The organism is Delftia sp. 11MD (assembly GCF_050907895.1).
In the GTDB taxonomy this organism is placed as follows: domain Bacteria; phylum Pseudomonadota; class Gammaproteobacteria; order Burkholderiales; family Burkholderiaceae_C; genus Comamonas; species Comamonas tsuruhatensis.
Map to the genome: position 1 here is coordinate 3080372 of NZ_CP194333.1, position 20548 is coordinate 3100919.

At 64.8% G+C, this 20548-nt stretch carries 14 protein-coding genes and 2 pseudogenes; 9 read left to right on the forward strand and 7 right to left on the reverse strand.

Annotated features, from left to right (window positions below):
• The first annotated feature begins 170 nt into the window (after positions 1 to 170).
• Positions 171 to 1207 (forward strand): annotated as a pseudogene (locus ACRSCF_RS14020) (IS481 family transposase).
• A gap of 36 nt (positions 1208 to 1243) precedes the next feature.
• Here the strand turns inward: ACRSCF_RS14020 and ACRSCF_RS14025 are convergent.
• On the reverse strand, positions 1244 to 3307 hold the full coding sequence (locus tag ACRSCF_RS14025) for a hypothetical protein (protein ID WP_432675982.1): 2064 nt from the start codon (positions 3305 to 3307) through the stop codon (positions 1244 to 1246).
• 53 nt (positions 3308 to 3360) lie between these two features.
• The gene (locus tag ACRSCF_RS14030) at positions 3361 to 3681 is read right to left on the reverse strand and encodes a hypothetical protein (RefSeq protein ID WP_244388168.1); all 321 of its coding nucleotides are present in this window, start codon (positions 3679 to 3681) and stop codon (positions 3361 to 3363) included.
• A gap of 293 nt (positions 3682 to 3974) precedes the next feature.
• Here ACRSCF_RS14030 and ACRSCF_RS14035 point away from each other — a divergent pair, with 293 nt between their 5' ends.
• From ACRSCF_RS14035 to ACRSCF_RS14060, 6 genes are all read left to right on the forward strand, one after another.
• A complete protein-coding gene (locus ACRSCF_RS14035; RefSeq protein ID WP_432675984.1) occupies positions 3975 to 5306 on the forward strand; it encodes an alpha-xenorhabdolysin family binary toxin subunit A in 1332 nt (443 codons plus the stop codon).
• Between the two features lie 65 nt (positions 5307 to 5371).
• Positions 5372 to 7825, forward strand: a complete 2454-nt coding sequence (locus ACRSCF_RS14040; protein WP_244388172.1) for a hypothetical protein — start codon at positions 5372 to 5374, stop codon at positions 7823 to 7825.
• Positions 7822 to 9120 carry an RICIN domain-containing protein gene (locus tag ACRSCF_RS14045; RefSeq protein WP_034367071.1) on the forward strand — a complete coding sequence of 433 codons (1299 nt, stop codon included), beginning with the start codon at positions 7822 to 7824 and terminating at the stop codon, positions 9118 to 9120. The genes ACRSCF_RS14040 and ACRSCF_RS14045 overlap by 4 nt, the downstream gene beginning before the upstream one ends.
• Positions 9121 to 9240: 120 nt before the next feature.
• Positions 9241 to 10644 carry an MFS transporter gene (locus ACRSCF_RS14050; RefSeq protein WP_244388175.1) on the forward strand — a complete coding sequence of 468 codons (1404 nt, stop codon included), beginning with the start codon at positions 9241 to 9243 and terminating at the stop codon, positions 10642 to 10644.
• A 243-nt stretch (positions 10645 to 10887) separates the two neighbouring features.
• Positions 10888 to 11151 carry a plasmid stabilization protein gene (locus tag ACRSCF_RS14055; RefSeq protein WP_034367074.1) on the forward strand — a complete coding sequence of 88 codons (264 nt, stop codon included), beginning with the start codon at positions 10888 to 10890 and terminating at the stop codon, positions 11149 to 11151.
• Between the two features lie 536 nt (positions 11152 to 11687).
• Positions 11688 to 12125: an OsmC family protein gene (locus ACRSCF_RS14060; protein WP_016447025.1), complete on the forward strand. Its 438-nt coding sequence runs from the start codon at positions 11688 to 11690 to the stop codon at positions 12123 to 12125.
• 42 nt (positions 12126 to 12167) lie between these two features.
• On the opposite strand, the gene azu is transcribed toward ACRSCF_RS14060, so the two are convergent.
• From azu to ACRSCF_RS14085, 5 genes and pseudogenes are all read right to left on the reverse strand, one after another.
• Entirely contained in the window at positions 12168 to 12659 is a 492-nt protein-coding gene (gene azu / locus ACRSCF_RS14065; RefSeq protein ID WP_244388177.1) for an azurin, read from the reverse strand.
• 46 nt (positions 12660 to 12705) lie between these two features.
• Positions 12706 to 13571 (reverse strand): annotated as a pseudogene (locus ACRSCF_RS14070) (ABC transporter ATP-binding protein).
• Complete coding sequence (locus ACRSCF_RS14075) at positions 13568 to 14656, reverse strand: FecCD family ABC transporter permease (protein ID WP_244388178.1); 1089 nt, start codon at positions 14654 to 14656, stop codon at positions 13568 to 13570. The pseudogene ACRSCF_RS14070 and the gene ACRSCF_RS14075 overlap by 4 nt, the downstream one beginning before the upstream one ends.
• Positions 14653 to 15864 carry an ABC transporter substrate-binding protein gene (locus ACRSCF_RS14080; protein WP_244388180.1) on the reverse strand — a complete coding sequence of 404 codons (1212 nt, stop codon included), beginning with the start codon at positions 15862 to 15864 and terminating at the stop codon, positions 14653 to 14655. The genes ACRSCF_RS14075 and ACRSCF_RS14080 overlap by 4 nt, the downstream gene beginning before the upstream one ends.
• A gap of 14 nt (positions 15865 to 15878) precedes the next feature.
• Entirely contained in the window at positions 15879 to 18194 is a 2316-nt protein-coding gene (locus tag ACRSCF_RS14085) for a TonB-dependent receptor (protein ID WP_244388181.1), read from the reverse strand.
• A gap of 152 nt (positions 18195 to 18346) precedes the next feature.
• On the opposite strand from ACRSCF_RS14085, the gene ACRSCF_RS14090 reads away from it, so the two are divergent.
• Together ACRSCF_RS14090 and ACRSCF_RS14095 are read left to right on the forward strand one after the other, a co-directional pair.
• Positions 18347 to 19111 carry a response regulator gene (locus ACRSCF_RS14090; RefSeq protein ID WP_244388182.1) on the forward strand — a complete coding sequence of 255 codons (765 nt, stop codon included), beginning with the start codon at positions 18347 to 18349 and terminating at the stop codon, positions 19109 to 19111.
• Positions 19111 to 20547 carry an ATP-binding protein gene (locus tag ACRSCF_RS14095; RefSeq protein WP_244388184.1) on the forward strand — a complete coding sequence of 479 codons (1437 nt, stop codon included), beginning with the start codon at positions 19111 to 19113 and terminating at the stop codon, positions 20545 to 20547. Before ACRSCF_RS14090 ends, ACRSCF_RS14095 begins: the two co-directional genes overlap by 1 nt.
• The last annotated feature ends 1 nt before the right edge of the window (position 20548 follow it).

Below are 20548 nucleotides of genomic sequence, written 5' to 3' on the forward strand. Positions count from 1 at the left end.
ACTGGATGCTGCCTTGGGCGGCCACGCATGAAATGCGTGGCCTTTCTGCGTTGTTTGGTTGCCGCTAGCGGGGTTGGAGTTGGAGGGGATCTATTGAGGACTGATCTCGGCTGTGAATTCAACCGGTCGATGCAACACAATGACTGCACCTGGCGCAAGGAGTGCTGGTCATGAAGCAACGACCACGGATCTACTACACCGAAGCACAGAAGGCCATGATGTGGGATCGCTGGAGCAAGGGCGATACCCTGCACCAGATCGGCAAGCTGTTCGATCGGCCACATACGTCCATTCACAACATCCTGGCTGCGACCGGCTCCCATCGGTCATTGGCCAAGCTCTACGGCATCAATCCCAAGACCGTGGCCAAGTGGCGTGCGCGCACCTCGGTGCTCGACGAGCCCATGGGTCCTCGGGACAGAGCAAGCCGGCATCTTTCTTAAGAGCAAGAACACCTGGCAATTGCGTTACGCAAGCAAGGGCATTTGTCGCTGGACGATCTCATGGGACATCTCCTGGAGACAGCACCCAAGCTCAGCCGCAGCGCCTTGCATCGATGCCTGCAGCGTCACGGAATCAGCCGACAGCCCGCAACACACCTGCCACGAAGGCACGGAAAGTTTGAAGAAACGACGCTGGGCTTCGTTCACATCGACAGCGCTGAAATGAAGATCTCCAGTGGCAAACAGCACATGTTTGTTGCCATAGATCGCGTCACAAAATTCACGCATGTCGCGTTCTTTGACAGGGCCACGAAAGCCAATGCAGCACATTTCCTTCGGCAGGTGCTTGTAGCCTTTCCGTACCGAATACATACCGTCCTGACGGACAACGGCATGGCCTTTACAGGGCAAGAGCGCTTCAGAGGCGGCGTCACCGACACATGCATCGGTCACATCTTCGAGCGCATCTGCAAGTTAAATGGCATCGAGAAAAGGCATACCAAGCCGTATCACCCCTGGACGAACGGCATGGTTGAGCGCATGAACCGGACCATCAAGGAATCCACGATCAAGGCGTACGAGTACGAAGGACTGGAGCAGCTACGGGAGCATGTCCAGGCCTTCGTTCAAAGCTACAACTTCGGCAAGCACTTGAAGGCGCTCAGGTGGAAGACACCATTCCGGGCTATTTGCGAGGCATGGGAAAAGATCCAAGCCGATTTAGACTTCATCCGCACCATCTCACTGTGGGACTGAACATATAAGGCCGAGCTCCTGAGAGCAATTCATGCATATATCGATTAAGGCACTAAGTCGCCACCAGTTCGATAGCCGGCTCGCTTGGAGGCCTCCCTAAGGCTGTCATTGCTCTTGTCGGTCTGCTGAAACTCAAACAACTGCAGAGCCTCGTCCTTTCCCACGGGGATGTGGATTGGGTTGATACTCATGTGATGAATAGCGTGGGCAAGCTGAATGGGAGATCTAAGGTGTCTCAGGAAGTCTTCCGGCGTTGGCTTGTCACCATCCCAAAGATGCGCAATCACTGACGCTGGATCAATGTCACTCAAGCCTGTTTGAGTGAGCTTGCGTGGGCCGATTTCCGACTGTTTGAAAAATCTGGAAATACCACCCTCGTTCGCAAAATGGAGATTGTTCTCCTCAGTGAATTTTGCAAACGGCAGAGAATTTACTACGCAATGCACGATCCGTTTGCCCACCGCCTCGGGCATGTGAACACTCAAGATGTCGGGATGCTTATTGAGCCCCTCGGCCAACCGGTTGACCTGCTTGACGACTTTGCGAATGCCAAGAGAGAAGAAGTAGGTCCGGGCAGGATCGCCGGTGGGAAGGTTACGACTCTTGCACTCAAACAGAAACAAGTATTCCCCCCAGACAAACGCGACATCGTAGTCATATGTCTCGTTATCGCGTGTACAGGTGATCGTCTTGGCCTTTATGCCATTCTGGTTTAAAAGATCAATCATGCTCTTCTCGAAGCGCTTTCCACGAGCGTCAAGGTTGACCTCCAGCATTCCAAGCGTTGACAGAATTATTTTAGGTATCGAAGAGGCTGCGGCAGCTATTGCAAGCAGCAAATAGCTTCCATCCTTTAGTTTGAGCAAAGGCTGATCAAACAGATCGCGGCTGGCCTTCCGGTAGGTTGCATGGCTGATAAAGCTATGGGCTTTGTTGCCTTGGAGGCCTAGGCGCTGCAACATCTCCACGAGTTGAGATTCACTAAATCGCATAGTCAAACGATCTGCGTCGCCTGTTTCCATAGCACTATCCGAGATATTTTGGAGAACCGAGTAGCCGCGTATCCATTCCGAAAAAGTCAGTCCGGCATACTCAGACTGATCGTGTTTGAGATCAACTGATAGCAGTTGGCTGAGGCATTCCGCTGCATGAATCTCCAAAAGTGAGACTGCCTGATTGGGAAAAAGCTTAACTTTACCCTCAGTGCCGTAGACCAATTTTTTATAGTGCGGATTGGTTAAAACGGGTGCCAAATGCTGCTTGAAACGCTCCATTAGTCGCATGTTGGCAGCTTGACTGTAAAGCTCTACATCGTCATCTGCAGGACGAGAATCCCACAAGCCTTTGATCCCAAACTCAGCCCAAGCAGGATCAAGTTCTGCTATCCGAGTCAAAGGAGCCCCCAAATAACGATGTCGCCGCTCAGAAAACTGCCAGTGCCCCCAAGCCACTGCAAGCATCTGTACAGATCCCACTGTGATTTGGTCCTGATTACTCGGCACTGGCAGCGCTGGCAACACAAGAAAGCCCTGGTCGTCATACCATCGATTGATATGAGCCTCCATGCCGAGCGTATTGGCTATAGTCGTAAGCAGGGCCTCGTGAACACCTCCAGGGTGGAATTCGTTTCCACTTGATCCCTGCATGGTTACTTTCCCAAGATCTAGTTCCCCAGTAGCGATGATTTCCTCGTTCATCTGCTTAACTATCAGGCCGTACTCTATATTGGATCGCTCGATCAATGCGGAGACACGAAGTTCCGGAGAAAGATTCGCAGCATCGCTATTAGAAAGTAATTCGAGAATCGAGCAATAGATGCTGTCTATTTGGTTTAAACGGGCTGAGTGTGATCCCACTAGCTCGGCTTGATTCGGAAAGCCCTTTGCATCCAGATAGCCTGCGAGCTTATCAAGTAACTTATCGCGGTTCTTTTGCTTCTTTTGATCATGTCGTTTCAGGACGAGCGCCTCACTGCGCTGCACTAGTCCGACCAGCTTGTCGACGTCCGGCGGAGCCAACATGATGCCTTTCAAGTGATCTTCCAAGGCTTGCCAAGACAGTTTTTCAAGAGCGCTGCTGACAAACGGTTCGCTGAGTTCTATCGTCATTTAAATCCTTAAAAATTGCTTATTTTGGTATCTGCAAGTGGGAAACTCCGATTTCAAGGAGCGAGGAAGAGGTGATCACAACGGTGCCAAATGGCAGTTGTGGACAATCGCCCTATCTGATACGGGCTGAAGGCTGCAGGCAGGGGGCGGATGGCAATGGAGTGCAGCACCATGTAGCTGGTGAGAGCCAATGCGATGCCGGCCCAACAGGGCAGCATGGCGATCAGATCCATGAGGTCTTCTGCCGTGCTGGTCTTTCGTTTTCTTGCCACTCCCGCTCCTCCATCGTTCAAATTGCCGAACATTTTGCAACATTTATGGGTGAGGCGAATTCCTGTGCCAATGGGTGCGGTGAAATCAAGAGAAATTGACATTCACGATGTCTTCTGGCTGGCGATGAATGCGTGCAATGCGCTATTGATTGCATAGCAGGTGGTGTATGCCTGGTCTGCAAAATTCCTTGTCTTGTCATTTGGGGCAATGGATTGATCGTGCTCATTGCCATGGGTCGCGCAGGGGACAGGCTCCTTGGAGTGTGAGAGAGCAGTCCGGCTGCTGTCCTTATCCCCAGTGCTGTATGAATTTGTGTCACTTGTTTGGGGGACATACAGGGCCACGGTGGCTACCTAGCATCCGGTCGACTGGAGCGCAAAAAGGGGGGCGGGCGATGACTGCGGTGCGGTCATTTCTTCAACGCCGCCGCTTGTTTGCACACCGATTCGAGGCCGAATCCGGCCTTTCACCATCAGGAGCCTTCGCCATGTCCGACTCTGCAAATTCAACGAATGCATTCACACCGTCTGCCGATATCTACAAGGGAATTTCCGTTCTCAGTTCAGAGGACTGGATCGGGCTGACGACGTTCTTCGAGTCTGCAGTCACCGACAACCCGACCACCACGGAGCTGATGCGCGCCATGCTGGGCATGCAGAAGCAGGATGCTTTCAGGCCGGAGTTTTCCGAAGCGGTGGAGCTGTTCGTCACGCTCAAGGGTGTCGGCCAGAAGTTCAAGGCCGATGTGCAGGACAAGATGCTGACGCTGGCCGACGATATCGTTCAGTACAACGATGTGGCGGCAACCACCTATGAGCGGTTGATCGAGCTGGTGGACCGTTTCGATCTGGAGGGAGCGCCTACCCCATCGGCGGAGCCGGCGGTGGAAGCGAAATGGAAGGCACTGGTCAAGGTTTGGGAAAGCGATACGCCCAGCGGGCGGTCGGAGCAGATCAAGCGCAATTTCAGCAGCGCGCTGGAGCAGTTGATTGAAGACGCCAATGCGCGATCGGTGCGTGCCTTCGCGCTGCAGAACTCCATTCTTGACAACGGCAACGGAATACTGATGCGCCTGAATGCCTGCAAGACCGCGTTCAATGGACAAAAGCAGAAGTTCACGACCACTCTGGGCGCCGAGGGTGCTGCCAACCAGAAGCTGAAGGCCGCCGTGGAGAAGCTGGAGAACGACTTGAAGGCCCTGCGCCGCAAGGAAAAGGATGAAGTCATCGTGCTGTCCACGTCTCCGGCCTATCTGGCCATTCCGCTTTTCGGGCCGCTGATTCTGGCGGGGGTGGATATCGGCGTGGGTGCGGACCTTGCGGTCACGCGCAGGAAGATTGCCGAGAAGGTGGATGAGGTGAGAACCATCCAGGCCACGATGGCTACGAACGAGCGCTTCATCGGCTACTACAACCGAAGCAATGATCGCTTTGACAGCATCAGCAAGAGCATTGAAGACCTGGGTCCCAAGCTCAAGACGCTGGGCGAGGCATGGCGTGCGATTTCTGCCGATCTGGGCAACATGCACAAGGTCTTGAGCACCACCGGCCGCAAGTCCCTGCAAGGGGAAAACTGGTTCAGCCTGACGGTGGTGCTGGGCACGGCCAAGAAGGGCTGGGCGCGTGTCGCCGGACAGGCAGACCATTTCCGGCGTTTTGGCGGCACGCCGAAGAAGGCGCAGAGCGTGGACCAACTGGTGGAGCTTGCCAGCAAGAAGGCAGCCTGAGCGGTCTGCTCCGGCCTTTGTCCCACCGCTGCACAGGTGCAGTGCCTTACCTGGAACCACCCGCCATGACTTCAGCAATGACTCCCGCGCTCACTGCCGCGATAACTCCCATTGAATTGCGAACCCTGATCGATCGCTACCGAGCCGAGGGCCTGGTGCCGCCAGGGCCGCTGGTCTGCAGCGGTGGCCGGGCGCCGGACGGCAGCTTCAATCCCTTCGGCATCGTGGCCGATCTGGTGGTGGACCTGAAGGTGTTGCTGGAAGAGGCCGACGCGGCTGGCCTGCAGGCGCTGGACATCCATGCCGATACCGTAGTGGTGCCCGAGGGGTTCGACAGGCGGCTTGACGGTGCGGTGCGGCGGCTGACGGTGGTTGCCCGTCGCATTGTTTCCGAAGGCACGACGGTGCTGCGCATGCTGCATGACGAGGACAACGAGCTCAGCAGGGTGCGCATTTTCGTGGAAGCCGTGGAGGGCCGGTTCACGCTGTACGGCGGCCCCACGCACGACACCCCTTATGCGCTGGAGGAGGCCTGGGACACAGTGACGCGGCCGCAGTTCAGCAATTTCCTGTGGCAGGACAACCGGGCTGTGGTGAAGCACACCCCCGTGCCGCCCGGCCTGCTGGAGCATGGCGAGCCGATGCACAGGGTGCTGGCCGCGCTGTTTGCCCTGAGCGCCGGCATGGCGGGCAGGCCCGGCCATAGCGACCACAGCGCGGCCGAACTGGCGTTGTGCCATGAGGCGCTGGGCTGGATCACGCGCTGGTCAGGGGTCGAGTCCGGGTTTGGCGAGTTGATCCAGGCGGCGGGTTCGCTGCAGCGTCTGCTGCCTGTCATGGGCGTTGACGGGCTGGCCAGGCCGATTCCTGATCTGAGCGCAGGCAGCTATCTGTCGCTGGCCAAGGCCCGGCAGGAGGTGATGGCGGCCATGGAGGCCCACCTGCGCAGCCTGCGCGCCAGCGGCGAGCTGGCAGGTGCCGTGGGCAGCGTCGCGCAGGCGTTTGCCGACCGGGATACCTTGGACCTCAAGACGCTGGAGGCACGTTGCACCGAGCTGGAGCAGCGGTTGATTCAGCAGATCGAGGCCCTTGACCGCGCCGCACGCACGGTGCGCCAGGAGGAGCTTGAAGCGGAACTTGCCGCCATGCGGCTCAAGCTTGAAAGCAACGTTGCCCAGATCGTGCGCACCGTGAAGATGAGCCTGGAAATCGCCTTTGGCGTCATCGCAGTCGCGGGCAGTGTGGCCGCCCTGTGCGTGGGCGTGCCGCCCGACCCGAAGGCGTTGACCGAGACCGGTCAGAAAGGCGTGCTCGGCCTGAAGGATTTGTACGGGCAGGCCAAGACGCTTGGCGGCAGCATAGACGGCCCGCTCAAGGCGCTGAAGGCCCTGGGCCAGTCGTTTGCCATTCCGCTGCAATGGGCCAGGCACAACTCCAGCACGCTCAAGAATCTGGTGGATCCCGCCAAGGGCGCATTGAATGCGGTGCTGCCGGTGATCCGTGGGCCGCTGGGCGGGCTGGATGTCGAGGGGATTTCCCGGGAGCTGGGCGACACCATGCGTGCACTTGCGCTCATGCCGGATGCCAATGAAGCCAAGGCCGCCTGGACGGTGCTGGAGAACGATGCAGTCAACCGGCTGGATCTGGTGCTTGCCACGGAAGGCACCGAGGCGGCCGTGCGCAACGCTGCCAACACCCTCAAGACACAGGTGCAGAAGGTGGCCGTCTATGGCCGCCTGCTGGCAGAGCAAAGCGCATCCAAGAATGCCATTGCCCGTGAGCTTGCCACGCTCAAGCTGGAGTACGTTGCGGTGATCGGCAAGCGCAAGCGCCTGCAGGCGCTGGAGCAGCAGGCGCTGACAGAGCTGGAGCGCAGCGCGCGGCTGCAGGGGGAAATCACCCTCAGGGCAGAAAGTGCGCGCCGCGGTTTCTTCGTGGACTGCTTCGGGGTCCGCGCCGCACAGGCCTACGAGACCGGCAAGCAGCCCGGCCACCGTCTGTCGATGCCTGGCACGGCCGCTGCCATGGCAGATGCACACGCCACCCTGCTGGCAGACCACGCCAGCGCGCAGGCGGCCAATGCGAGGACCAAAGGGGATTTGCGGCGGGAATTGCGGGTCACTGACGCCGCGCTGCTGCAGCAGCTGGCGAATGGGCAGCCCATCAGCCTGTCCATTGCCACCAGCCATCCGGCACTGGCCAGCTACCGCCGCATCCGCCTTTCGTCGGTGCAGGCCTGGCTGGAGTTTGCCGATGCCTCGGCCCAGCGCATCAATATCGATATGGTGACCGGCAGCGACTTTCACGACAGCACGGGCAACGGGGACGAGAGGCTTTTCTGCTCGCCCCTGAAGATCAACTTCACGTACGCCGGCGACCAGATCGAGTTCTCGCAGCATCTGGGAGACCTCTGCCCGACGCCGTTCACGACCTGGCTGATCGAAGTGCTGGAGCCCCGACGGATGCCGGCAGCGCCTCGGGCCCTGCGCCTGTTGATGGCCGGCACTGCAGCCAAATGACCCGGCTTCTGTGGCTGCCCGCCGCTGCCACGGCGCTGTGCTGCGGTGGCGCCCTGGCATCAAGCTGCCGCGTCGAAGCCGAGCCCGCGCGTGAGCCAGTCGCAAGGCAGGTATGGACCGATATCGCCGAGTTCTCGTTCCTCACCGGGCTGGATCTTGACGATGCCAGCGGCCGCATGACGCTGGTAAGGAGCCTGGAGAGCATGCAGTCGTTCCCTTCGCTGAAGGCGGCATCGGCCGCTTGGGGCACGCTGCGTGCCCGTATCGACGGGCTGGCCGATACGGTGCAAAAGCTGGGGCAGGCCGTGGGGCGTTTGCAGCAGCTGTGCGACCAGCTGGATGCCGTTTCGCTGGCCCCCGACGCACCGCTGGACGAGGCCCGATGGAATGCGGGTGTCGCAGCCGTCGAGACGGAGATGGATACGGCCATTGCGGCGGCTGCACCCGTCGTGGCGCAGCTGGAAAGTCATGCCTCGCTGCTTCGCGTGGCCGCCGCGCACCATGCCAGGCAGCCGCCACCGGCAAACGCGGTGGTCCGCCTTGGGCCTGCGCCGCAGGCGATGGCAACGGAATTCAGCACCCTGGCATTGCGCTGGCGGGCCGTGGCCTCCGACCTGGCAAATGCTCGCCGCATCTTGCCGGTGAGGCCGGTGCGTGGTTCGTCTGCGCCCTTGATCGCCATGACGGCCGCCATGCGGGAACTGGCACGGATCTCCGCCGAGGCGCACGCACTCTCGGCCCAGCGGCTCAGCGATGCGGATTTTCGACGCTACGAGACGGGCGACTACCTGTACGACCAATGCCCCATGCTCAAGGACCGCCAATGGGTCGGGCTGCAGAACCTGTACTGGAGTGAAAGGCGCAACGCGGTAGCGCTGCTGCAGGGCACGGGCCTTGTGTCGCCCCCGGGGCTGTACAACGTCAAGCCATTGCAGATTTCCGTCCCGGCCATGATTCTGGGCGCCGACAGATGGAGGTTCATGCGCACCGGCAAGGGCTACTGGCTTGTCCAGAATGCGGCGTTCGGACCGGGCACCATGGCGCTCGATGTCACCAGCGTGGCCGGGAAACCGCATCTTGAGCTGAAGATGACGGCGTCGGCGGGAGACTCCCCACGCTTCAGCGGCCAGCAATGGCGCTGTGCGCCCAGTGACCTGCCGGGCCAGTTCCATCTCTACAACCGCTTCCTGTCGGATGCCGTCGTGCTGGATACGGCCAATGACAATGGCATTGCCGTCATGCTGCCGGCCACCAGCCGCTCCTCTGGCCAGTATTGGCGTGTGATCGAGCGGTAAGAGGTACTTGGGGGCAGGACCCCCTTGATCTCAACCGCACTTGAGGTTGCATGCTCCAGGCTTCTCGTCGCCATGGCACTGCGCCATGGCCGGCGCAGACCCTGCAACCAAGAGGCATCCATGCCCCATCAAGATTCCCTCACGCTGGACGATCATGTCCGGCCGACGACCGCCGAGAGCTGGTCCATCCTGTCCTCCCCCTACCGCCTGACGACGATCGGCATCGTCTCGCTGGTGGCCTTGATTGCCTTTGAGGCCCTGGCCGTGGCCACCGCCATGCCAGCGGTGGCCCGCGCGCTCGATGGGGTGCCGCTGTATGCGGTTGCCTTTGGCGTGACCCTGGCCACCAGCGTGGTGGGCATGACGGTGGCGGGCGGCTGGTGCGACGCGCGCGGGCCGGCGGCGCCGCTGTGGTCTGGCATGGCGTGTTTTGTGGCGGGGTTGCTGCTGGCGGGCTTTGCGCCTTCCATGCCGGTGTTTCTGGCAGGGAGGCTGGTTCAGGGGCTGGGGGCCGGCGGCATGTCGGTGGCGCTGTATGTGCTGGTGGGCCGGCGGTATCCCGAGGCACTGCGGCGGCGCATTTTTGCGGCGTTTGCCACGGCCTGGGTGGTGCCCGCGCTGGTGGGACCGGCGTTGAGCGGCCTGGTGGTGGAGCACCTGGGCTGGCGCTGGGTGTTCCTGGGCGTGCCCCTGCTGGCCTTGCCGGCCGGGGCGATGCTGCGCCCGGCGCTCCAGGGCCTGGGCGGCCATGGCCGGGGCATGCAGGGCGGTGTGCGGCGCGGGCTGTGGGCCCTGGGCGCGGCCACGGGCATCTGCCTTCTGTATGTGGGCGGGCAGAGGCAATCGGCGGGCGCCTTGGGGGCGGTGGTGGTGGCCGCGGCCTTGTCGCTGGTCTGCACCTGGAAGCTCTTGCCGGCCGGCACGCTGCGCGCCGGGCGCGGGCTGCCCAGCGTGATCGCCTTGCGCGGTCTGGTGTTTGCAGCATTCTTCGGGGCCGAGGCGTTCCTGCCGCTGGTGCTGGCGCGCGAGCACGGGCTGTCAGCGCCCATGGCGGGGCTGGTGCTGAGCGCGGGTGCGCTGGGCTGGTGCTCCGCTTCCTGGTACCAGGGACACAGCCGCAACGGCTGGAGCCGTCACCGCTTCCTGCGCGTGGGCACCAGCGCGGTGCTGGCGGGCGTGCTGCTGACGGCATCCGTGGCCTGGCCGGCCGTGCCCGTGTGGGTGGCGGTGGCGGGCTGGATCGTGTCGGGGCTGGGCATGGGCCTGCTGTCGGCAAGCCTGTCGGTGCTCACGCTGTCCATGTCCGCGCCCGGCGAGCAGGGCGCCAACAGCTCGGCCCTGCAGCTGTGCGAGGCCATTGCCGTGGCGGCCACCCTGGCCATTGGCGGATCGCTGTTCGCGGCCTTGCTGGAGACTTCGGCCCATGCGGCCTATCTGGCGAATTTTGGGGTTGCGGCCGGGGCGGCGGTGCTGGCGGCGGTGATCGTGGGGCGAACGAATACGCGGCAGGTGTTTGTGGGGTGAGGGGGCAGGAGGCTGATCCAGCCGCAGGCGGGGGTATCCACAGTCTTTGTAGTGCCATGGGGTGGGCGGGGCCTGGGCTCGGGTTTGGCGCAGGCACCGCTGCGCGGACGGGGTGCCGATTGCTCACGCGATGGAGCGGCAGAAAGAGCGACAAACCGTGGGCTAACATCATCCGTCAGGTCCATCCGCGTAACAGCCGTCTGTTGCGCTGGCAGTGCGGCCTGCAACGTCTGGAGAGCGGCTATGACCACCACTACGCACTATGAGAACGCCAATTTTCTTCGTGAACTTGCGGAGAACCTGCCACGTATCCTCCCCACCAGTGGCTCCGACAAGATGGAGCTGCTGCAGCGCTTGGCGGATGAGGAACTGGCCCAGGCGGAATATGACGATTGGGTGCGCGCGAAGGTGGCAGCCGCCCGTTCGGACAAACAGACCGGGATGAGTACGGATCAGGTGCGGCAACTCCTGCGGGATCGTGCTGAGGAGTTGCGTGGTGGCGCATAGGGTCGACTGGCGTCCGCCTGCAATTGAGGATATGCGGGCGCTTTTTGAATATTTGCTCGAGCATGCTTCGCTGTGGGACGCGGAGAACGTCACGGAGCAAGTGCTGCGCTCCACAGACCGCCTTGTCTAGTTTCCGCGCTTGTATGAAGCTGATCCGCGCTATGGCGATGGTGTCCGCCGCGTCAGTGTTGCCGGTCAGAACCTTTTGTATGAGGTGGATGACCAGGCGCAAACTGTCAATATCCTCGCCGTAGTTGGGCAACGCCAGCAACCTCGGCTGAAGAAGTGCTGATCGCCCGAGCGGGTCGGCAATGCACCCGATCGACTTGATGCCGCATCCGTCCGCCGCGTCTCTTCACCGAAATTTGAAGATGGCTTTGTTCGTGTCGAATAGGGAGGAATGGCCCGGGACAGGGTCGTCGATTCTGTCTCTGTAGGACGTGCGCGCAGGGGCTGGCGCGCCCCGGGACCACGCCTTGCCCCGTGGCGCCTGTGCTGTGATGGCGGCTTGTCCAACCAACGCACAGGAGAAACACATGTCCGAGAAAACCGCTTCCGTCCATTGGGAAGGTGCAGGCAAGACCGGCCAGGGCCGCATCAGCACGGAGACCGGCGCGCTCAAGGACCATCCCTATGGCTTCGGCAGCCGCTTCGGGGATGACCGCAAGGGAACGAATCCCGAGGAGATCGTGGGCGCCGCGCATGCGGCGTGTTTCACGATGGCCTTTGCCTTTGCCTGCGAGAAGGCGGGCATCGCCACCGAGATGCTGGACACCACGGCCAAGGTCCGGCTTGCCAAGGATGGCGAGGGTTTCAAGATCGACCGCATCGCGCTCACGCTTCAGGCCAAGGTGCCCGGCATCGACGATGCGCAGTTCCAGAAAATCGCCCAGGAGGCCAAGTCCCAGTGCCCGCTGTCCAAGGCGCTGGCAGGCGTGCCCGAGGTGACCTTGGTGGCCACGCTGCTGCATTGAACGCGCAGGCCCTTTGGGCCTTTGCCGCGCGGTGACGCGGCTTCAATCCTCCAGTACCAGCCTTCCCCGCATGGGCAGCGCATGCGAGGGATACGAGCAGAAGTAGGTATAGCTCTCGCCCTTGCGCAGGCGCGCCACGGGGAAGGTGACCGAGGCATGCTCACCGCCCGACAGCATTTGCGTGGCGGCGATGACGCGTGCGTCGGCGTGGTCCACCCAGGCCCGGTCGGGGCCGGCGCGCAGGCCGTCGGCGATCACGGCGTCGATGTCGGCGCTGCGGGCCAGCACCCAGTTGTGCCCGGCTTCCTGCCAGGGCTTCCTGCCGGTGTGGACCAGGTGGACGGTGAAGTTCTCGCAGCGCACGCTGACGCGGATTTCGGCCAGGCTGAAGCGTTTGCCGGGCTGGCCTTCAATGGTGGTTTCGCAGGCGGGATGGGCCACGCTGGATGCGGGCGTGGGGTGGGCATGCTGGGCCTGGGCGTTCAGGCAGAAGGCGGCCAGCAAGGCAGCGGCGGCGGTGATGCGGGTATGCATTCGGAATCTCCAAAAAAGCGGATGGATCTGGAATCGGGGACCGGGCTCAGGCCGCAGCCGTCAGCCCGTCTACGATGACCTGGGGAAGGCCCTGGGAGCAGGGCTCCACCCGGGCCTGCACGCCGTAGACGTGGGCCAGCAGGGCGGGGTGATGGCCTGGGCGGGCGGGCCGTCGGCCAGCAGCTGGCCTTGCTTGAGCACGATGACGCGGTCGGCGTGGCGCAGGGCGGCGCCCAGGTCGTGCAGCACGACCAGGGTGGTCATGCCGTGGCGGCGCGTTTGCTCGCGCACCAGCTGCATGACGTGGAACTGGTGGTTGAGGTCCAGGGCGGACAAGGGTTCGTCCAGCAGCAGCACGCGCGGTTCGCGGATCAGGGCCTGGGCCAGGCCTGCAAGCTGGGACTGGCCGCCAGACAGCTCATCCAGGTGGCGCATGGCCAGGTGGGCGATGCCCAGGTGCTCAAGCAGGGCGGCAGCCTGGGTGACCGCATCCGGGGAGCCGGCCTGCTGCGGGCGCGTGGTGTGTGGCGAGGCCTTGCGCGCGGCCAGCAGTGATTCGATGACGCGCAGGTGCACGGCGGCCGGCAGGGCCTGGGGCAGGTAGACGATGCGGCGCGCGCGCTCGGCCAGGCTGGCGTGCTGCAGTTCCTGGCCTTCCAGCGTGATGCTGCCCTGGGCGCGCACCAGGCCGGCCAGGGCACGCAGCAGGGTGGACTTGCCGCTGCCGTTGGGCCCCAGCACCACGGTGAGCGTGCCGGCGCGCAGCGGGGCGATGTCCAGCGAGTCGATGACGCGTCGGCGCCCGTAGGCGACGCTGAGACCCTCGATCTGCAGACCATCTTGCGTGAGAGGTGGCAGATAGGTGGGTGCGAAGTGCGGGGTATTCAGGGAGGTGTTCAGGGTGGTGCTCATGTCCGCCCCCGCGTGCGCAACACGATGGCCAGAAAGAAGGGAATGCCCACCAGCGAGGTGACGATGCCCACCGGGATGATCACGCCCGGGATCAGCGTCTTGGACGCCACCGAGGCCAGCGACAGCACCAGCGCGCCGATGAGGGCGGCGGCGGGCAGGTAGAAGCGGTGGTCATCCCCCACCATGCGGCGCGCGATGTGCGGTGCCACCAGGCCGATGAAGCCGATGCTGCCCACAAAGGCCACGGACAGCGCGGCCAGCAGGCTGATGCGCAGCAGGGCGCCCAGGCGCAGTCGGCGCACGTCCACGCCAAAGCTGGCGGCACGGTCCTCGCCCAGGCGCAAGGCGGTGAGGCGCCAGGCGTTGAGCAGCGAGAACGGCAGCACCAGGGCCAGCGCGGCGGCCAGCCCGGCCACCTTGGGCCAGGTGGCGCGCGAGAGGCTTCCCATGGTCCAGAAGACCAGGCCCTGCAGTGCCTCGGCCGTGGCCACGAACTGGAGCAAAGAGACCAGGGCGTTGAAGCTGAACACCAGGGCAATGCCGAACAGCACCACGCCCGATGCGCTCATGCCGCCCCAGCGCGCCACCAGGTCCAGCAGCAGGGCCGAGGCCATGGCGAACAGGAAGGCGTTGGCAGGCACGGCCCAGGCCGTGGGCACGCCGGGCAGGCTCCAGTCCAGCACGATGGCCAGGGCCGCGCCAAAGGCGGCGGCCGAGGACAGGCCCAGCGTGAACGGGCTGGCCAGCGGGTTGGCCAGCACGGTCTGCATCTCGGCGCCGGCCAGGCCCAGGGACAGGCCCACGGCCACGGCCATCAAGGCGTAGGGCAGGCGAATGTCCCAGACGATGACGCGCAGCGCAGGCGGCGCCTGGTCGGCATGGCCCAGGGTGGCGATCAACTGGTCCAGCGCCAGCCCGGAGGGGCCGGTGGTGAAGTCCAGCAGCAGCGCGCCCACGATGGCCGCAGCCAGCAGGGCCAGCACCAGCACGCGCATGGCGGTCAGGCGCCGGTAGCCCCTGGCCAGCGGTGCTGCATTGGCGGCCGGGCTGGCGAGCTCCACGGGCAGGTCGGCGGCCATGTTCATCGCGCGGCTCCGCTGGCCGCTGTGGCCGCTGCCTTGGCAGGTGCATCGCCCCAGAAGGCGCCGTGCATGGGCTGGACGGGCAGGAAGCGGCGGTTGATCTCGTCCAGTGTGGCCTGGGGATCGATGTCGCCAAAGCGCTCTGGGTAGAACCACTTGGCCATGGCCTCGATGGCCAGGATGTTGGTGGGCGCGTCGGAGAAGTTGTGCCACAGGCCGTGGGCGCGGCCCTGGCGAACGGCGCTCAGCACCTCGAAACCGGGGCGCGCGGTCAGCGTCTGCAGGCTGGCCGAAAGGTCGGCCGGCGCCACGCCGCTGCCGGCCTTGAGCATGAGGCGGTTGCTCTGCGGGCGGCTGCCGGTGGCGATGTAGACCTCGGGGTCGGCGGCGATCAGGGCTTCCTGGTGCATGTCGCCTATGGCGCCGGGCACCTTGCCGGCCGCGACGTTGATGCCGCCGGCCGCCTCGATGAATTCGCCCATGTTGCCCTTGCCCACGGTGTGGCAGCAGCCGTCCCAGACGCCGGCCAGCAGCTCGGCGAAGACGCGCGGGCGCTGGCTGGTGGGAATGCCCTCCACCCGCTGGCGCACCTGCTGCAGGTGCTGCTCGTAGAAGCGCGCATAGGCCTCGGCCTGTTCCTCGCGGTGCACGGCCTTGCCCAGGATGCGCATGCTGGCCAGGGTGTTGCGCACGGGCTGGGCGCGAAAGTCGATGAAGACCACGGGCACGCCGGCCTTCTTGAGATCGTTGACCAGGCCGCTCTGGCGCCCCGGACCATGTCCGCCCAGGCCGAAGATGGCGATGTCGGGCCGGGTGGAGACCGATTGCTCGGCGCTGACGCTGTCTTCCGAGGTGCGGCCGATGACCGGGATGCGGTCTATGGCCGGGAAGCGGCGCCGGTAGTCGGCATAGCCGTTGGGGTCGGCGAAGGGCAGCTCGCCCTGCCACCCGGCGATGCGGGCCAGCGGCTGGTCACCCTCGATCAGGGCCAGGGCGTAGAGGAAGCGGCCCTCGCCCAGCAGGATGCGCTCCACCTTGGCGGGGATTTCGACCGTGCGGCCGACGATGTCGACCACGGTGGCGGCCGGTGCATTGGCAGCGGTGCCGGCAGGCGAGGCCGCAAGCGCGGAGGCGGACAGCAGGGCGGCGGCGCAGGCTGCGGCCAGCGCCAGCAGGGCGCGGCGTGTGGTGAGACGTTGGATGGATGTCATGGTGTGGCCCCTGCTCAGAAGGACAGGTCCAGGCCCGCCGTGTAGGTGCGGCCCGCGCCCGGCACGCCGTAGAGCTGGAAGCCGTCCAGCGAGGCGCCGATGCGGCTCCAGTAGAAGCGGTTGGTGAGGTTGTTGATGTTGAAGCGGGCCGTGAGCTGGCGGTTGATGCGCCAGCTCAGCGCCAGGTTCTGCACGAAGTAGCTGGGCGCTTTCTCGTGGTCGGCCACATAGATGGGGTGCACGCCGTTGGGACCGTTGACGGTGCTGGACGTATTGTTCTGGCCGCCCACCATGACGTTGTCCGTATAGCGGCGCTCGCCCACGTACTGCGCGCCCCAGCTCAGGGTGACGGCGGGCGTGACCAGGAAGGAGGTCCAGACGCTGCCGCTCCAGTCGGGCACGTTCCTGGCCTCGGCACCTTCGTTCGCGCCCTTGGTGAGGCGGCTCTTCAAGTGGGACAGGCCGGCGTACACCGACCAGCGCGGCGTGATCTCGCTCTGGGCGCCCAGCTCGAAACCCTGCACCCGCTTGGCGGGCAGGGCGCGCACGGGCGAGACGCTGTCGGGGCTGTACTCCCACGATTCGCTCAGCTCGGTGCGGAACACGGCGCCGGTCAGCGACAGGCGCCCGCCCAGCACGTCCCACTTGCTGCCTGCCTCCCAGGTTCGTGACAGGGCCGGCGCATAGGCCAGCTGGGCGGCCGTGCCGTAGACGCCGTTGTTCGTGGTCACGCCCATGGCCGAGGGCTGGGCCGCGCGGCTGTAGGAGACATAGATGGAGCCCTCGCTGGCCGGCTTGTAGACCAGGCCCAGGCGGCCGCTGAGCGCGCCGTCCGTGCGGCTGGCGCCGCCGTTGTTCGCCTGCCAGCGGTCGTAGCGCAGCGCCGTCTGGGCCTGCCAGCGCGGCGAGAAGGTGATGGTGTCGTTCACATACACGCCCGCGTTCTGCACCGTGGCGCGCGCGCTGCCCGCGCCCACCACCGTGGGCGTGCCCGGGAAGATGGTGGCCGGGTCGGCCATGTCGAAGCCCAGCGTCCCGGTGGGCAGGTCCATGCTGCGCTCGCGGTCGCCATAGGTCTCGCGGTACAGCTCCAGCCCTGCCGTGAGGTCGTGCTTGAAACCTGCCGTCTCGAAACTGGTGCGCACATCGGTCTGGTTGTTGGCGATGGTGTAGCGCTTGGACACGGACACCGAGGCCAGGCGCAGCGAGGCATTGGCGCCCGTGGTGTCCACCAGGCCGTAGTCGCCATAGGACAGGATGCCGCCCGGCGCCGTCACCAGCCCGCCCAGGCCCACATAGCCCAGCGAGTTCTTGCTGCTGCCGCTGTTGAAGCGCGCGGGCGCCAGCACGCTCCAGTTGTCCGAGCGCTCGTAGCGGAACTGGTTGCGCACCGTGGTCGTGGGCGAGAGGTCATGCTCCACGCGGGCCGTCGCCATATCCGTGCGCGACTGCTGGGTGTAGAGGTTGGAGGCGCCGTACCAGGCATTGCGCGGCACGCCCGGCATCAACTGGCCGCCCGTGCCGCGCTGAATGGGCAGGCCGCCATCGGGCATGTTGTCGTCCACCTGGTGGAAGACGTTGACCACGGTGCGCGTGGAAGTGCCCAGGCCGTGGGCGAACGAGGCTGCCACGCCGTAGCGGTCATAGTCCACCACGTTGCGGCCGGCCACGTCGTTCTGATGCTTCATGAGGTTCAGGCGCACGGCGCCGGTCTCGCCCACGCTGCGGTTCAGGTCGGCCGTGGCGCGGCGGTAGCCATCGCTGCCCACGCCCACCGAGCTGTTGTAGAACGTGTCGCGCCTGGCTTCCTTGCTGACCAGGTTGACGCTGCCGCCCACGGCGGACACGCCAGACTCCACCGAGCCTGTGCCCTTGTAGACCTCGGCCTGCTCCAGGTTGAAGGTGTCGGTGCGGCTGGCCATGCCGCCGTCGCGCACGCCGTCGATGGTGATGGCCTGCTCGGCCGAGAAGCCCCGGATGGTGAAGAAATCTCCCCAGCCCAGATTGCCCTCGCCCGAGGTGAAGGTGATGCCGGGCACGTTCTGCAGCACCTCCTGCAGGCTCTGGGCGTTTTGCTCGCGGATCAGCTCGGCCGGCACCACGTTGATGCTTTGCGGCGTGTCGCGCAGCGGCTGGGTGAGCTTGGGCGACTGCACGGCGGCGGGCTGGTAGGCAGGCGCCTCACGCGTGGAGCGGACCTCGACCGTGCCCAGGGGCGATGCCGGAGCGGCCGCAGTCTGGGCCACGGCCAGGGTGGAGAAGGCGCCCAGCGTCAGCGCAAGGTTGGTGGACAGGGCCGGAGGGAAACTGTTGGAGTGCTGAGAAGACATGGCGACGAATCACTGGAATGAAAATCGTTCTTATTGACGAGCAGGACTCTAGTGACGCGACAGCGCAGACAGGGCAGCGACCGCCGGGCAAATGCAATGCTCCATTGCACAGGCTGCCGCCACAACATTCCATTACAAAACGCCGTGCGCCAATGCAATCCATGAGCGCACCAGCCGCCGCATCCCCGGCCGCCCAGGGTCCGCGCATCCTGGTGGTGGACGACGATCCCGACATCCGCGAGCTGCTGTGCGACTACCTGCGCGCCTCGGGCATGCGCCCGGCCGCCGTGGGTGACGGCCAGGCCATGTGGGACTGGCTGGGCCGGCATGCGGCCGACCTCATCGTGCTGGACCTGATGCTGCCCGGCACCGACGGCCTGGCCCTGTGCCGCAGCCTGCGCGAACGCACCCACATCCCCGTGGTCATGCTCACGGCGCGCGGCGCCTTGCTGGACCGCATCCTGGGCCTGGAGATGGGGGCCGACGACTACCTGCCCAAGCCCTTCGATCCGCGCGAGCTGCTGGCGCGCATCAAGGTGGTGCTGCGCCGCGTGGCCCAGGCACCGGCGCCGGCCAGCGAGCCGGAGCATCTGCCCGTGCTGCGCTTTGCCGGCTGGACGCTGGACATGCGCGCGCGCGAGCTGCGCTCGCCCCAGGCCGTGCTGGTGCCGCTGGCCCAGTCCGACTACCGCGTGCTCTGCGCCCTGGCCAGCAACCCGCACCGCACGCTGAGCCGCGACTACCTGGCCGACCATGTGTTCGGCCGCGAGCGCCAGGCCCAGGACCGCGCCATCGACGTCTGCGTGAGCCGACTGCGCCAGCACCTGGAAGACCCTGCGCGCCAGGCCAGCCTGATTCGCACCGTGCGCAACGCCGGCGACGTGCTGACCTGCGACGTGGTGCCGCAGGCATCGTGATGGCTTGGGTGTCGGCCGGCGCGCTGCTGCGGCGCCTGTGGCCGCAGACGCTGTCCGGGCGCGTGGCCCTGATCCTTGTGGCCGGAATGCTGGCGGCCCAGGCGCTGACGGGCACCATCTGGTGGGAAAGCCGGCGCAGCCAGCTGCTGGAGGTGCCGCTGCGCCTGCTGGGCGCGCGCGCCGCCGATTCGCTGCTGCTGCTGTCCTCGCTGCCGCCCGAGGCGCGGGCCGCCGCCGTGGGCACGCTGAGCACGCAGGGCTACCAGCTGACCCTGATCGATGCGGCCCGTGCGCGGCGCCTGATGGAGGACCTGGCGTCCGATCCCGCCGATGCGGCCGACGCCATGGCCGGCGATCTGCTGGCCGATGTGCTGGCGCGGCGCGTGCGCGCGGCCGTGCCGTTCCACCTGCTGGAGCTGGAGCTGCACGGCGGCGCGGAAACCCTGCTCACCGCCCATGAGCCAGAGGCCCATGTGCGCATGCTGCTGGGCCTGGGCAACGGCCAGTGGCTGCAGGTGCAGGCCGTGGAGGGAGAGGCCGGCTACCCCGTCAGGCCCTACTGGGCGCTGGCCGACTATGTGCTGCGCATCTACCTGCTGCGCATCATCGTGGTCGTGGTGGTGGCCCTGCTGGCCGTGCGCCTTGCCATGCGCCCGCTGGCGCGCATGGCAAGCGCGGCCGACGCGCTGGGCAAGGACCTCAAAAGCCCGCCCCTGCCGCTGGACGGCCCGCGCGAGGTGCGCCAGGCGGCTCAGGCCTTCAATGCCATGCAGCAGCGCATTGCCGATGGCGTGGCCGAGCGCACGCGTTTCTTTGCAGCCGTCTCGCACGACCTGCGCACGCCCATCACGCGGCTGCGCCTGCGCTCGGAAATGCTGGAGCCCGAAGCTCTGCGCGACAAATTCCGCCGCGATCTGCAGGATATGGAAGCCATGGTCACCGCCACGCTGGACATGCTCACCGGCGCCGACGCGCGCGGCGAGCACCAGGCGCTGGACATCAACGCCCTGGTGCAGGGCGTGGCCCAGGACCTGGGCGAGGCGCATGGAGTGCACATCCCCATCACGGGCCGCGCCCTGCGCCCGCTCGATTGCTATCCCCACAGCCTGCGCCGCTGCCTGCAGAACCTGCTGGAGAACGCGCTGCGCTATGGCCGCGACGCCGAACTGCGCATCAGCGACAGCGACGATTTGCTGCGCATCGACGTGCTGGACCGGGGGCCGGGCATTGCCCAGGAGCAACTGGCCCAGGTGCTGGAGCCGTTCTACCGCATGGAGGCCTCGCGCAACGCGGGCTCTGGCGGGTTTGGCCTGGGCCTGTCCATTGCCGATGCCGTTGCCAAGGCGCACGGCGGGCGCATTGTGCTGGCCAACCGCGAAGGAGGTGGTTTGAAAGCGGTGTTACATTTACCGCGCTCCAATGGGCGGGCGTACTGAC